The organism is Pseudomonas sp. ABa2 (assembly GCF_056676075.1).
On sequence record NZ_CM155239.1, the window covers coordinates 2,359,168 to 2,373,384 of the forward strand.

Annotated in this window: 14 protein-coding genes; 2 read left to right on the forward strand and 12 right to left on the reverse strand. The window is 65.2% G+C overall.

The annotated features are described in order from the left end of the window. Positions 1-14: 14 nt before the first annotated feature. Genes AC1G9C_RS11515 through AC1G9C_RS11540 form a run of 6 tightly spaced genes read right to left on the reverse strand, consistent with a single transcriptional unit; the run spans position 15 to position 4,705 of the window. Positions 15-1,229 carry a CaiB/BaiF CoA transferase family protein gene (locus AC1G9C_RS11515; protein WP_480410253.1) on the reverse strand — a complete coding sequence of 405 codons (1,215 nt, stop codon included), beginning with the start codon at positions 1,227-1,229 and terminating at the stop codon, positions 15-17. Beyond that, positions 1,219-1,614 (reverse strand): PaaI family thioesterase, encoded by a 396-nt coding sequence (locus tag AC1G9C_RS11520; RefSeq protein WP_122107932.1) that lies wholly within the window; start codon positions 1,612-1,614, stop codon positions 1,219-1,221. Before AC1G9C_RS11520 ends, AC1G9C_RS11515 begins: the two co-directional genes overlap by 11 nt. Before the next feature lie 15 nt (positions 1,615-1,629). Continuing rightward, entirely contained in the window at positions 1,630-2,436 is an 807-nt protein-coding gene (locus AC1G9C_RS11525) for an enoyl-CoA hydratase/isomerase family protein (protein ID WP_480410254.1), read from the reverse strand. Positions 2,437-2,446: 10 nt separating this feature from the next. Beyond that, positions 2,447-3,211 (reverse strand): SDR family NAD(P)-dependent oxidoreductase, encoded by a 765-nt coding sequence (locus AC1G9C_RS11530; protein ID WP_457787278.1) that lies wholly within the window; start codon positions 3,209-3,211, stop codon positions 2,447-2,449. Between the two features lies 1 nt (position 3,212). Beyond that, entirely contained in the window at positions 3,213-4,358 is a 1,146-nt protein-coding gene (locus AC1G9C_RS11535) for a thiolase family protein (RefSeq protein ID WP_122107935.1), read from the reverse strand. Continuing rightward, on the reverse strand, positions 4,355-4,705 hold the full coding sequence (locus tag AC1G9C_RS11540; protein WP_457787280.1) for a Zn-ribbon domain-containing OB-fold protein: 351 nt from the start codon (positions 4,703-4,705) through the stop codon (positions 4,355-4,357). Before AC1G9C_RS11540 ends, AC1G9C_RS11535 begins: the two co-directional genes overlap by 4 nt. A 241-nt stretch (positions 4,706-4,946) precedes the next feature. Between AC1G9C_RS11540 and AC1G9C_RS11545 the strand changes: the two genes are divergently transcribed. Then, positions 4,947-6,095 (forward strand): XdhC family protein, encoded by a 1,149-nt coding sequence (locus tag AC1G9C_RS11545; protein ID WP_480410255.1) that lies wholly within the window; start codon positions 4,947-4,949, stop codon positions 6,093-6,095. Between the two features lie 51 nt (positions 6,096-6,146). Here the strand turns inward: AC1G9C_RS11545 and AC1G9C_RS11550 are convergent, their stop codons facing one another. The 4 genes from AC1G9C_RS11550 to AC1G9C_RS11565 all read right to left on the reverse strand — a co-directional run bounded on the left by AC1G9C_RS11550 (position 6,147) and on the right by AC1G9C_RS11565 (position 10,272). Beyond that, positions 6,147-8,339 (reverse strand): xanthine dehydrogenase family protein molybdopterin-binding subunit, encoded by a 2,193-nt coding sequence (locus tag AC1G9C_RS11550; RefSeq protein ID WP_480410256.1) that lies wholly within the window; start codon positions 8,337-8,339, stop codon positions 6,147-6,149. Between the two features lie 2 nt (positions 8,340-8,341). Further along, the gene (locus tag AC1G9C_RS11555) at positions 8,342-8,818 is read right to left on the reverse strand and encodes a (2Fe-2S)-binding protein (RefSeq protein ID WP_021446217.1); all 477 of its coding nucleotides are present in this window, start codon (positions 8,816-8,818) and stop codon (positions 8,342-8,344) included. A gap of 95 nt (positions 8,819-8,913) precedes the next feature. Then, on the reverse strand, positions 8,914-9,231 hold the full coding sequence (locus AC1G9C_RS11560) for a c-type cytochrome (protein WP_480410257.1): 318 nt from the start codon (positions 9,229-9,231) through the stop codon (positions 8,914-8,916). 96 nt (positions 9,232-9,327) lie between these two features. After that, positions 9,328-10,272, reverse strand: a complete 945-nt coding sequence (locus tag AC1G9C_RS11565) for a LysR family transcriptional regulator (protein WP_480410258.1) — start codon at positions 10,270-10,272, stop codon at positions 9,328-9,330. Positions 10,273-10,923: 651 nt separating this feature from the next. Between AC1G9C_RS11565 and AC1G9C_RS11570 the strand changes: the two genes are divergently transcribed. Next, entirely contained in the window at positions 10,924-12,177 is a 1,254-nt protein-coding gene (locus tag AC1G9C_RS11570) for an OprD family porin (RefSeq protein ID WP_480410259.1), read from the forward strand. Positions 12,178-12,239: 62 nt separating this feature from the next. Here AC1G9C_RS11570 and AC1G9C_RS11575 read toward each other — a convergent pair whose 3' ends face one another. Together AC1G9C_RS11575 and AC1G9C_RS11580 are read right to left on the reverse strand one after the other, a co-directional pair. Then, positions 12,240-13,133, reverse strand: coding sequence for a chemotaxis protein CheV (locus AC1G9C_RS11575; RefSeq protein WP_397498409.1), 894 nt, complete (start codon positions 13,131-13,133; stop codon positions 12,240-12,242). Between the two features lie 56 nt (positions 13,134-13,189). Continuing rightward, positions 13,190-14,212: a zinc-dependent alcohol dehydrogenase family protein gene (locus AC1G9C_RS11580; protein ID WP_122107943.1), complete on the reverse strand. Its 1,023-nt coding sequence runs from the start codon at positions 14,210-14,212 to the stop codon at positions 13,190-13,192. Positions 14,213-14,217 lie beyond the last annotated feature (5 nt).

Below are 14,217 nucleotides of genomic sequence, written 5' to 3' on the forward strand. Positions count from 1 at the left end.
ACCCTGCTCCCTGCTCATGAACTCGCAGCGGTCTGCCTGTCGCGCACGGCGCCGCTATTGGTCAACGCCTCTATCTCGTCCTCGCTAAAGGCATAGCTGCGCAGCACGCCGCGTGAATGCTCACCGAGATCGGGCGCCGGCCGGTACGGCGTAGCTGCCGCTTCGGCGCTGTTCACCGGGAACCCGAGAGTGCGCAGGCTACCGTGCCGTGGATGCATGACACAGGTCAGCAGACCGTTCTCGGCGAGCTGGGGATGCTCCAGCAAGTCGTCGTAACTGGCCACCTTGGCGCAGAGGATGTCGGCGTCACGCAGCACCTGCAGCCAATGCGCGGTTGGCTGGGTGACGAACGCCGCATTGAGCGCCATCTGCATCTCGCGGCGATGCTTGACCCGCTGCGCCGAACTGGAGAAACGAGGGTCACCCACCCATTCGGCATGACCGAGAACTCCGCACAATCGCTGCCAGCGGTTGCCGTTGTAGGCGGCCACCATGATCCAGCCATCGGCGGTCTGGAACGCCTCGTTGGGCGCTGCATAGGGCGCGGCACTGCCGATCGGTGTCGGTCGCTGCCCGTCGCGCAGGTAGCTGGTGATCGAGGACTGCTGCAGGGCCAACGCCGAATTCATCAGGCTGACATCCAGGTGCCCCCCCTGCCCGTCGCGCTGACGTGCATGCAGCTTGGCCAGGATGGACATGCAGGCCATATAACCGGTCACCACGTCCACCACGGGTGCCTGTACCTTGCACGGTGGCGAGCCGGGCAGACCGATCAGGCTCATCAACCCGGAGTCGGCCTGGAGGATGCCGTCGACCCCGGCGCGGTCGGCATAGGGCCCCTGCTGGCCATAGGCGGAGATGGAGCAGTAGACCAGCGCCGGGTTGATCTCGGCCAAGGCCTGGTAGCCCAGGCCAAGACGCCCCATCACCCCGGGGCGCATGCTTTCGATCAGCACGTCGGCCTCGGCCACCATACGCCGCACTATGGCCTGGCTGTCCGGGTGCTTGAGGTCCAGGCAAACGCCCAGCTTGCCGCGGTTGAAACCGTGGTACAGCGCACTGTCGTCGCCGACCCAGGCTGGGCCGAGGGTGCGTCCCAGCTCGCCTTCCGGCGGCTCGATCTTGATCACCCGGGCGCCCATGTCGGCCAGCAGCATGGTGCAGGTGGGGCCGGCGGCGATCTGGGTGAAGTCCAGCACCGTCAGGCCCTGCAGGGCGTCACGCAACATGGCGGCGCCCTCCCCGTTTGAAGCTGCCCTGGGCGGTGGCCAGCAACTCGCCGTCCGCCGAACTCAGCGTGGCCTCGGCGAAGTACAGGCTGCGGCCCTGACGATTGACCCGCCCCCTAGCGATCACCGTGCCGCTGCGTGCGGCGTTGAGGTAGGCGATGTTCAGCATCACGGTCACGCCGTGCAGCTCCTCCTCGCCCTCCCCCGTGTGCAGTCCGGCGTAGCCGCAGGCCGCATCCAGCAGGGTGGCGATCAGCCCGCCGTGCAGCATGCCCTGGCGATTGAGGTGGCGCGCCTCGATGGGCATGTGGAACTCGGCTTCGCCGGGCGCCCAGTGAATCAGCTCGACGCCCTGGCTCTGCAGAAAGGGATTGTGCAATTGCATGGCGGCCTCCCGGGGCTAGCGCCCTCGATAGTTCGGCGTACGTTTTTCGGCGAAGGCGGCACGCCCTTCCAGGCGATCCTCGCTGTCGCGCAAGGCGCCCCAGTACAGCTCGGTCAGACGCTGGGCGTCGCGAGCCGACAGGTGTGCGGTTTCCACCGAGAGCGACTGCAGCGCCTGCACGGCCAGCGGTGCGGCGGCGGCGATGCGCTCGGCCAGGGCAAAGGCGCGCTCTTGCAGGCCCAGCTGGCTGTCCGTGATCTCGGAAACCAGGCCGATGAGCGCTGCCTGCCGCGCGTCGATACGCTGGCCGGTGAGCGCCATCTGCATGGCATGCGCCGCGGGCACCGCCTTGAGTAGCCGGTGCAGGCCGGACACCGCGGGAATCGAGCCGACCACCGCCTCCGGCAGGCCGAAGCTGGCATTGTCCGAGGCGATGCGCAGGCTGCACTGCAGCGCCAGTTCCAGCCCGCCGCCCAGGCAATGGCCGTTCACCGCCGCGATCAGCGGCTTGCGCAGATCGAGGTCGGTGAGATCCATCAGGCGGATGTACAGGCCGGCGTCGGCCGCCGGCTGGTTGGCGAGAAACAACGCCTCGGCGTAGGAGGCCGGCGACTGGCGCGTACTCTTGAGGTCCGCGCCGACGCAGAACGCCTTGTCGCCGGCCCCGGTGATGATCACCGTGCGAATCTCGCGGCGATCGCGCACCTCGGCCAGGTGCGCGCGCAACTCGTGCAGCGCTTCGAGGTTCAGTGCGTTGAGCACCTCGGGGCGATGGAGCACGATGCGGGCAACCGCGCCGTGGATTTCCAGTTGGACGGACATGGCGACCTCCTCACACGCTGGCCGACGACAGGCTGCGCCCGCCGCAGACGTAGAGGGTTTGTCCGGTGACGTAGGAACTGGCCGGCGCGAGGAAGAACTCCACCGCGTTGGCGATATCGTCCGGGTTGCCGATGCGCTTGACCGGTACCGTGTCCTTCAACCGCGCCTGTACTTCAGGCTCGAAGTTCTGGAACAACGGCGTGTCCACGATGCCCGGTGCGACGGCGTTGACCGTGATGCCCTTGGCGGCGAACTCGATGGCCAAACTGCGGGTCAGGCTGACCACCCCGCCCTTGGCGGCGGAATAGTTGGCCTGGCCGAAGCCCCCCAGCCAGGCGCGCGAGGACAGGTTGACGATGCGCCCGAAGCCGCGCTCCAGCATCAGCGGCAGCGCCGCCTTGCAGCAGAGAAACTGTGCGCGCAGGTTGCTGTCGACCACCAGGTCCCAGTCTTCCTCGGTCATCTTCAGAAAGCGCTTGTCGCGCACCACACCGGCGTTGTTGACCAGGAAATCCAGCGCACCGTGGCGTTCGCCGATCTGCGCGAAGGCCTTCGCCACCGCCTCGCCGTCGGTGAGGTCGAGGGCCAGGCCATGCACCTCCATGCTCAGGTCACGCAGGCGGGCGACGGCAGACGCCAGCGCCGTCTCGTCGCGGTCCAGCAGGTAGACGGTTACGCCTTGCGCGGCCAGGCGGCTGGCGATGCCCAGGCCGATGCCGCGGGCGGCACCGGTGACAGCGGCGACCTGGCCACTGTGGAAGGTCTTCTCGCTCATCTCACACCCCCAGCACGTGCACGGACGAGGCCGCGTGATCGACACCGGCGATACCGCCACCGGTGCACTGGGCCACGCCGATGCGCGGCGCATGGGCCTGGCGTGCGCCGGCACGACCCTGCAGCTGCCACATCAGCTCGACCATCTGCGCCACGCCGGTGGCGCCCAGCGGGTGTCCCTTGGCCAGCAGGCCGCCGCTGGGATTGACCGGCACCCGTCCACCGACGCGGGTGGCGCCGGAGTGCAGCAGGGCCACCGCCTCGCCCGGTGCGGCCAGGCCGAGGGCCTCGTAATAAAGCAGTTCGGCGATGGTGAAGGCGTCGTGCAGTTCGACCACGCCGACGTCATCGGGCTCGACCCCGGCCTGCTCGTAGGCCAGACGCGCTGCACGGGCAGTGATCTCGGCGTCGAGAATGTCGTCGCGCGGACCTTCGGCCAGGCCGGAGACCACGATGGAGCCGAGTACGCGCACGTCCTTCGCATGCGGCCCGGGGCGCTTGCTCAGCACCAGGGCGGCGGCGCCATCGACCTGCGAGGGACAGCACTGCAGCAGGGTCAGCGGGTCGGCGATCATGCGCGAGGCCAGCACTTCTTCCAGGGTCACCTCGGTGCGCTGCTGGGCGTACGCGTTGAGCGAACCATGGAAGCGGTTCTTCACCGCCACGGCAGCCAGATCGGCCGGTTTGGCGCCGCGTTCATGCAGGAAACGCGTGCCACGCATGGCGTAGACGGCGGGCAGCACCATGCCGGCTTCGGCGTAGAGATCGGTCTTCTCGTCGTTGCGCTGCAACGGGATGGTGCCGCCACCCAGGGCGGTGAGCTGCTCGATGCCGAACACCAGCACGGTGTCGTACTGCTCGGCCAGCAGCGCATGCCTGGCCAGGTGCACGGCGGTGGCGCCGCTGGCACAGGCGTTCTCGACGTTGTAGACCGGGATGCCGGCCAGACCGAGGTCGCGCAGTATCACCTGGCCGAGGATCATCCCGCCGAGCACATTGGCGCAGTAGATCGCCTGGATATCCTTGAGCGCGATGCCGGCATCGGCCACGGCGGCGAGAATCGCCTGCTGGGCCAGTTCCGGGGCCTTCACGCCCACATGCTTGCCGAAGCGGGTCATGGCCCCGCCCATCACGTGCATCTGAGTCATTGCGCAGCCTCCACCAGTTCGAATGCGTAGCCGTAGGTGTCATCGGGCACGATGCGACAGGTGTCGCCGATCGCCGGGCGCCGCGCGCCATTGATGCGACCGAACAGGCGCGCCGGTCCGGCCAGGTCCAGGTAGCCCAGGGCGAAGGGCTGCAGGCCGCTTTTCGCGCTCGGCTGAATGACGGTGAAGCTGTACAGGGTGCCTTCGCCCTCCAACAGCAGGCCTTGGTATTGATCGGCCAGCGGCGAATGGGCGGGAACCGGCGGGAAGACGATCTCGCCAGTGGATCGGTGGCAGGAAGCAAGCAGCCTCGCGGGAGCATCGCTGCTCCACAGGGACGTTCTCATTGTTCGACCTCCAGTTGCAGGAGCCGCGACCACGGCGCCATGAGGCTATGTTCGGCAGCCTGCTGGGGGTGCGACAAACGATATAAAAACCCCACTTGATTGAGAAAAACTGAAGCGAAACGGCCCTGGCGACCTGCCACTGTTAAGCCATGCTTCAAGAGCCATGCAGGCTCGCCAGGCAATACCGCGCGAGCCCTGGTGAATAATCGGCACCACAGGCAAGCGAGCGGGAAAGGCTGTCATGAGAGAGACGGTGCAATTGTTGCGAGCGCTGGACGAACTGGACGCCACACAGCAGCAAGCAGTGCTGGCGACCGTGGTCAAGGTAGAGGGATCGGCCTATCGACGCCCTGGCGCGCGAATGCTCATTCCGCAAATCGGCGGCGCCGTCGGCACGGTGAGCGGCGGCTGCCTGGAAGGCGATCTGATCAAGAAAGCCTGGTGGCTGACCGAGCTCGGCGAACCGGTGCTCCGTACCTACAGCACCGGCGTGGGGGTCGACGCGGCCGATGAGGAAGAGGAACTCGCTTTCGGCCTGGGCTGTAACGGCACCGTGCATATCCTGCTGGAGCGGGTGCGGGGAGGACAAACACCACTGCCGCTGTCCCTGCTGCGCCAGGTGCAAGCGTCGGACGCACCCGCCGTGCTGGCCACGGTGATCGCCAGTAGCGACGACAGCGTACGCCTGGCCGAGCGCGCCGCGCTCGACCCCACCGGCAAGTTGCACCTAACCCTGCAGCAGGCTGCTTTGACCCGGGCGCTGGAAGCCGACTTGCAGTCCGTCCGGCAGCGGCAAAGCCCGGCATTGCAGCGTTATCGTCTGGCAGGTGGCGAAGTCGAAATACTCTTCGAGTACCTGACGCCCCCGCGCCGGCTAGTGGTTTTCGGCGCTGGCCACGACGCCCAGCCGCTGGTGAGCCTGGCTCGGCAACAGGGCTGGCAGGTCGCGGTGATCGACGCCCGCCGCCACTTTGCGCGCCGCGAACGCTTCCCCGAGGCCAACCAGGTGCTGCACTTGGGCATCGACCAGGATCACGACCTCGCCGCCCTGCTTGAGTCCGCCGCGGTGGTGGTCATGTCGCATAGCTACAGTCAGGATCGCCACTGGCTGGAACGGGCGCTGCGCCTGCGGCCGAGCTATATCGGCCAGCTGGGGCCGCGCAGTCGTACCGAGCGCCTGCTCGACGAAATCGGGCCGATCAGCCGCCACCTGCCCGCCTATGCGCGCTTGCACTACCCCATGGGCCTGGATATCGGCGGCGACGCGCCGGAGAGCGTGGCGCTGTCGGTGCTGGCGGAAATCACCGCGCACTTCAACGGGCGTGCCGGCGGCATGCTCATGGCACGCGAGGCGCCGATCCACGATAGCGTGCCGGCGCTGCACGGTTGAGCCCCGCACCAGGGCGGCGCCGCGAGCCTGCGTGCCCGCGGCCGTCCGCGGTCAGGCCGTGCGCAGTGCCTGCGGGTCGATCGGCAGACTGCGCAAGCGCTTGCCAGTGGCGGCGAAGATGGCATTGACCACCGCCGGGGCGATGGTCACCGTCGATACCTCACCCAGACCGCCCGGCGACTCTCTGCTCTCCACCACGTGGGTGATGATCTCGGGGACCTCGTTGATCCGCAGCATGCGATAGGTGTCGAAGTTCCCCTGCTCCACCCGGCCATCCTTGAAGGTGATATTGCCAAATAGCGCGGCAGTGAGGCCGAAGATGGTGCCGCCCTGGATCTGCGCCACCACGCTGTCAGGGTTGATTGGAATGCCGCAGTCGACCACGGAGGTGACCTTGAGTACCCGCACATCGCCATTGGGACTTACGCTGACCTCGGCGACCTGGGCTGCATAAGTGCTGAAGCAGTAAGTCAGTGCCAGACCGCGGCCATGCCCCTGGGGCAATGGGCTGTCCCAGTTGGACTCATCGCGCAACTGCTGCAACACCTTGATCGCTCGTGGGTGCTCCTTCAGCAGGGGATAACGGTACTCGAAGGGATCGGCCTGGGCGATGTGAGCCAGCTCGTCGAGGAAGCCCTCGACCATAAAAGCGTTCTGCGTATGGCCTACACCGCGCCAGAAAGCCGGGGTGATACCCGTCGGTGGCTCATGGCGAACATACTGCACATTGATGTTGGGGAAGGCATACGGCCCGCTGGCATCGCGGATGGCGTCGCGATCGAGGCCATTGACGAAAGCCGCCGGCGCCCAGCGCGCCAGGATCGAACCGCCAGTGACCTTATGGGTCCAGGCCACAGGGCTATTCTTCTCGTCCAGTCCGGCACTCAAGTGGCTGTAGTGATAGGGACGCAAGGTGCTGTGACGCGTGTCTTCCTCGCGCGACCAGATCACCTTCACGGGGTAGTCCACCTGCTTGGCGATCTTCACCGCATGGATCACGAAGTCGACCTCCAAGCGTCGCCCGAAACCGCCGCCGATCAGATGATTGTGTACCGTCACGGCCTCCTCGGGCAGACCGGTCAGCTCTGCGGCTGCCGTCTTGGCGCGGGTCGGAACCTGAATACCCAACCACAGATCGCAGGCGTCCTTGCGCACATGTACCGTGCAGTTCACCGGCTCGAGGCAAGCATGTGCGAGAAACGGCACCTGATAGACCGCGTCGACTTTCTTCGCGGCCTTCTGCAAGGCCTCCTCGACATTACCCTCGTTGCGAGCCTCGACGCCTTTTTGCTCCGAAGCCTTGCGGATATCCTCCAGCATCTGCGCGCTCGACACCTGGCCGTTAGCACCGGGGTTCCACTTGATCTGCAAGGCCGCCAAGCCCTTCCGCGCAGCCCCCATGTGATCGGCAACAACAGCGACCGCATTATCCGTACGGATCACCTCACGCACGCCACGCACCGCCATTGCCGGGGCCGCGTCGACCTCGTCGAGTGTGCCGCCGACTATCGGGCAGATGGTGATTGCGGCCACCTTCATGCCCTCCGGATGTAGGTCAATGCCAAACACTGCAGTGCCGTTGACCTTGCTCGGCGAGTCGGTGCGCCTGGCCGGTGTACCGATCAATTTGAAGTCCTTGGGATCCTTAAGCGGTATGGACTCCGGCAAGGCCAACTTGGCAGCGGCATCCACCAACTCGCCGTAACCGAGCTTGCGTCCGCTGGCCGGGTGTAGCACCTCCCCCTTCTCCGCTTTGCAACTGTCGGTCGCCACGCCCCACTGCTGGGCAGCGGCAGCGACCAGTAGCACGCGCGCTGCCGCTCCGGCCTCGCGCAGTGGCAGCCAGTTGGCCGGTACCGAGGTAGAGCCGCCGGTGACCTGAAAACCGAGCATCGGATTGGCGTAGCGGGTGTCGTCGGCCGGGGCGTGCTCGATGGTCACCTGATCGAGTCCCACCTCCAACTCCTCGGCAATCAGCGCCGGCATCGAGGTGTAGGTCCCCTGGCCCATCTCCACCGGCTGGATGGTGAGATAGATACGCCCATCGCGATCGATGCGCACATAGGCATTGGGTTCAAAACTGGCCCCTTCGGCCGCCTGCGCACCACGCATCAAAACCGGTAGGGAGAAGCTGATCAGCAGCCCTCCACCGAGCGCTGCGCTGGCCTTGAGAAAATGACGTCGGCTCAGGCCGATACGCTCGTCCGGAGCAGCCGCCATCGACAAATCCTGCAAGCTGTTCATGCTCAACCCTCCACCTGTGCGACCGGCTGCTCGGCAGCTAACTTGATGGCTTCGCGTATCCGCACGTAGGTGCTACAGCGGCAAATGTTACCGGCCATGGCTGCGTCGATATCGCTGTCGCTTGGACTGGCGTTACGCGCCAGCAACGCACTGGCGGACATGATCTGCCCGGACTGACAGTAGCCGCACTGCACCACTTCATGAGCCAACCAGGCTTCCTGTATGCGTTTGCCAGCCGGTGTTTCCCCGACCGCTTCGATGGTGGTGATTTCGGCACCGACCATGGCACTGACCGGCATGATGCAGGAGCGCACCGCATTGCCATTCATATGCACCGTACAAGCACCGCACAGCGCCATGCCGCAGCCAAACTTGGTGCCGGTCATTCCGAGTACATCGCGTAGCACCCAGAGCAAGGGGGTGTCGTCATCGACATCCACCTGATGCTCTCTGCCATTGATCTTCAGTGTGTGAGCCATGAAAGTGTCCTCGCCAATCCGGTAAGCGCCCGCCTTGTCCCGGCAGCACAACCAGCGTTGGCGGGACGATTCCAGGTGTGCGGAGCATGTGTCGGTTACTGGTGACCTGTGGTCAGAATCCACTCGGCGATGCTGCTCGCATCGGCGTCGCTGAGCTGGGTTTGAGGAGGCATAGGCACGGTCCCCCAGGACCCTGAACCACCACTCTTGATACTGGCGGCAAGCTGCTCGGCACTCTTGCTGCCGTCCCCGTAGCGCTGGGCCACCTCCTGCCAGGAGGGGCCGACGACGCGAGCGGCGGGTTGGTGGCAGGCGGTACAGGCGTTGCTCTGCAACAATTGAGTGACATCGGCATGGGCCAAGGGTAATGACAACAGGCCACATGCGACCGCAAGAGTGGGGATCTTGTGCATGCTCATCTCCTTTCGTTACCCCCGAAAAGACTAGATAGCCATCACCCCCTGGAAAACCGCACATTCGTGCAAGAGCCTTGAAGGCAAACTTAATACTCAGGCTTTGGCATCGATCCCGGACAGCTCCGACAACCTTCCTTGGCATCCAGGATTCTGGCCTCTCAGGTGGTCGATCAGCAGGCGCAGACGACTGGAGATGCTTCGCCGATCCGGGAAGTAGAGCATGTAGGGGGCGATCGTCCTTCCCCAACCGTCCAGCACTGCGCGCAAACCTCCCTGCGCCTGAAGCGCATCGGTGTATCCGTGAGGCAGATAGGCAATTCCCAAACCGTCAACGGCGGACTGCAACAGCGCCACCGGATCACTGTGGACCAAACGACTCTTGATACCGACCTGCACACGTTCTTGGCCATTTTCGAACACCCAGCGTTCCACGGCCCCGGTAGCCGGATGGCGATAACCGATGCAATCGTGGCTGCTCAATTCATTCGGGTGCCCTGGCAGCCCACGGTCTGCCAGATAATGCGGCGCAGCCAAGGCAAGCATGCGCTGTTCCGATCCCAGGGCAACGGCTACCAGGTCGCGCTCGACCTGCCAGTCCTGGCCAAGGCCGGCGTCGAATCCCTCGGCCACCAGATCCACTCGCGACTCACGCAGCGCAATATCGATGTCGATGGCGGGATAGCGCTGCAGAAAGCAACGCAGATGAGGGCGCAGCACCGTCAGATAGGCTGGCGTGGATGCCACCAGACGCAACTGCCCGGCGGGTGCACAAGCCTGATCGGCGATCTCGTCGGCAGCATGAGCCAGCTCGACCACCAGCGGTTTCACCCGCTTCAGAAAGCGCTCACCCGGCTCGGTCAACTTGACGCTACGGGTCGTCCGCTTGAGCAGCACCACCCCCAGCCTCCCCTCGAGGCTGCGCACCACCTGGCTTACCGCCGAGGTGGATACGCCCAGTCGTTGGGCTGCGTGCGTGAAGCTGCGGTGTTCGGCCACCTGCACAAAGGTGACCAGACCATCGAGATGATCCTGGCGCATGTACAGCCTCTGAGCTGGGGGTTCTAGCGGACGCCGAGAGTAGATCCGGTTTTCGACGACCACCCTCTACGACACTTGGCTCCTGCCAGGCCGTAAAACAACGGAAGATGCCAGAGCGTCCCGCACAGCCCGACCTACCGACAATCGATATAAATGCATTACTGGGTTGATTTTCTATCAAACGAAATGCAGCAAGTCGCGCCAGGTCCAGTGCGAGAAGTCGTCGCGCGAAGGGCGGGCAAGGCAATAATCGGTGGGGAAGCGGAGTGTACCTGCCCCTCCGCCGTTAAGACGTAGCGCCCATTCTCTCAAGGCTACGCCAGCGCAGAAGGCGTAGCGTTTGATCTCCCCAAAGTGCCGCCGCATGAGCTAAAAAAGCCGCACTGGAAACCCAGGCGGCTGCTAAGTCTTAACCAAAGGAGATGAAGCGCAGTCAGCGAGCCGCGCCGAACGCGCAGCTCATGGAATCTTCATCGCGTGCAGGCTAGCGCCGTTCGTCCCACTCGGCTTATCAAAGCAATCGATAGTGATCATCGATCAGCGTCAATGGCCCGCTCGCCAGCCCGGTGATAACTCTTAGCGGCCCCTCTGGGCCGGGCCTGACCTCGCTGTCAGGCCTGCTCGCATAAAACACCGACACCGGGAGCACCCATGTACAACAAGCACTGTCTCGCGCTGGCTTGCAGCCTCGCGCTCGGCGCGCCGTTGGCTCATGCCAGCAGCCAGGCACAATCGAACGGCTTCGTCGAAGATGCCAGCCTCGATCTACTGCTGCGCAACGCCTACTTCAACCGCGACTACAAGGACCGTACCAACGACGCCAAGTCCTGGGGCCAGGGTTTCATCGCCACCTTCGAGTCGGGATTCACCCAGGGCACCGTCGGGGTCGGCGTCGATGCCTTCGGCCTGCTGGGGGTGAAACTCGACAGCGGCCGCGGGCGCAACTACCGCGCCTTCTTCGACACCGACAGCGAGGGCCGCCCGGTCGACGAGCTGTCTCAGGCCGGCGCCGCGGTCAAGCTGCGCCTGTCCGATACCGTGATCAAGTACGGCAACCAGTTCCCGTCCCTGCCCGTGCTGGCCCATGACGACAGCCGCCTGCTGCCGCAGTCCTTCACCGGCACCCTGGTCACCAGCAACGAGATCGAGGGCCTGGAACTCAATGCCGGCCGCTTCACCGCCGACAGCCCGATGGGCGATCCGGCGCGCGATCCCAATCGCCTCAAGAGCATCGACGTGCTCGGCGGCAGCTACGCGGTCAGCGACGATCTGAGCCTGGCGCTGTACCACTCCGACATCGAGGACCTGTACAAGCGCTATTACGCCAACCTCAACTACAACCTGGCGCTGACCGCCGAGCAGGCGCTGAATTTCGACTTCAACCTCTACCGCACCAAGTACGATGACGGCTCTACCGCCGCGCTGGATTTCGGCGGCGACGGCCAGGGCGATCGCAACAGCATCTGGAGCCTGGCGGCCAAGTACAGCGTCGGCGCCCACGCCTTCATCCTCGCCCATCAGCGCAACAGCGGCGATGCCGGTTTCGCCTACGACTACGGCGACGGTGGCGCGAGCATCTACCTGGCCAACTCCTACTACTCGGACTTCAACCGCAAGGACGAGCGCTCCTGGCAGGCCAGCTACGAGCTGGACTTCAGCGACTATGGCGTTCCGGGGCTGCGCTACAAGCTCGCCTACGTGCGCGGCGACAATATCGACACCGGCGCCGACAACGAGGGCACCGAGCGCGAGCTGTTCAACCAGGTCAGCTACACCTTGCAGAGCGGTGCGGCCAAGGACCTGTCGCTGCGCCTGCGCAATTCCATCTACCGCTCCAGCACCGATGTCGGCCCGGATCTCAACGAGATTCGCGCCTTCGTCGAGTACCCGCTGAACATTCTCTGAGCAGCGCCCTGCCCCGGCCTTGGTGGGCCGGGGTGGGGAATGCGAAGAGCGGAAGACGCGGCCTAGCGCTGGCCGCTGATCTGGCGAAAGGCGTTGAGCAGGGCCTGGCTCAGGTCGACCGAGGAAAACTTGGTGAGCACCGCGTTGGCGCCCACCGACCTGGCTTTCTCGGTGTTCATGGTGCTGTCCAGCGAGGTGTGCAGCAGCACGTAGGTGTCGGCGATGTCGGCACTGCGGCGGATTTCCCGCACCAGGTTGTAGCCGTCCATCTCCGGCATCTCGATGTCCGACACCAGCAGCTCGAACGGCATGCCGGCCTGGCGATACTCCTGCAGCTTTTGCAGCGCGGCCTGGGCGCTGCGCACCGCGGTGCAGTCCAGGCCCAGCTGACGCAGGACATTGACCGTCTGCTGCAGGGCCACCTGGGAATCGTCGACTATCAGTACGCGGCGGCCCTGCAACAGCTGGCCGTCGTCGCCTTCGAGCAATTGCCCCACCGGCGCATCGTCCAGCGCCGGGGCGATGTCGTGCAACACCTTCTCGATATCGAGAATCTGCACGATGGCCCCATCGATCTGGGTCACCCCGGTGATGAAGGCGCGACTGCCGGAGGCGGCAGGTGGCGGCCGCACGTCGCGGGTCGAGCATTGCACGATGCGCTCGACGCTCTTGACGTGCAGGCCCTGGCGCGAGCGACTCAACTCGGTGACGATCAGACAGCCCTCGTCCTCGCTGGAACCGCCGCGTTCGCCGATGGCGCGGGCCAGGTCGATCACCGTCAACGCCGAGCCGCGCAAGGTGGCGATGCCGCGCACGTTGGGGTGGCGGTTGGGCAGCTTGGTCAGCGGCGGACAGGGGATGATCTCGTTGACCTTGAGCAGGTTGATGCCCAGCAGCCTGCCGCTGTGCAGGCGGAACAACAGCAGCGACAGGGCATCGCCGGTGACGAGGGTCATGAAGGGATCCTTGGACTGAAAACCTGCAGGTTATAGCGGCCGAACGGCCGCGGACTTTAATCCGCGGCCAGTTCCAAGGCCACCCGCCCACGATTCGGACAGGTTTCCATATAGCGGTGTGCGGCGACGAAATCCTCGAAGGCGAACACCTTGTCGATCACCGGCGTGAGCAAACGGTCGGCGGTCATCTGGTTGATGTGCTGCAGCGCGCGCTGCACCGCCTCGGCGTTGGGCTCGATGCCCAGCTCCGGGTGACCGGTGAAATCCAGCACGCAGTGCCGGTAGAACTGCAGGTGCTTCTTGAACGCGGCGCAGGCCGGAAACGCGGTGTCGTTGCCACCGTTGACCCCGTAGAGGATCAGCTTGCCGCGCGGCGCGGCGATGTCGCCGAGCAGCTTCATCTGCGGTCCGGCGCACTGGTCGAGGATGACCTCGACGCCCTTGCCTTCGGTGTAGCGCTCGATTTCCAGCACCAGGTCCTGTTCCTCGGTGACCACCACTTTGTCGGCGCCCAGGCCGCGCAGGAACTCGCGGTCGTCAGCCGAGCCGGTGGCGGCGATGACCTTGGCGCCGAGCGCCTTGGCCAGCTGTACGGTCTGCGGCGCCATGCAGTGACTGGCCTCGGTGATCAGCACGTGCTGGCCGGGTTTGAGCTGGGCCAGGTCGACCAGGGCGAAATAGCCGAACAGCAGTGCGGTGTAATGCACGCTGGCAGCCACCGGGCTAAGCACCTCGGGATAACGGGTCAGTGCGTAGCGCGGCATCAGCACCAGATCGCCCCAGGTCGGGTAGCGATTCGGCGTGCTGGCGGGGAACCCGGCCACGGCCGTGCCGAGCGGAAAGTCGTCGACGCCCTCGCCCACTGCAGCCACCGTACCGGCCAGTTCGAAGCCCATGCCGGCCGGCAACTGCGCCTGCTCGGCAGCCAGATTCTGCCGCCACAGCACGTCCTTCCAGCCCAGGCCCACGGCCTGCACGCGCACCAGCACCTCGCCGGGGCCCGGCACAGGAGTGGGTACTTCCTCGTACTGGAGTACCTCGGCATCGCCGAATTTATGGAAACGGATCATGCGGGACATCGCTA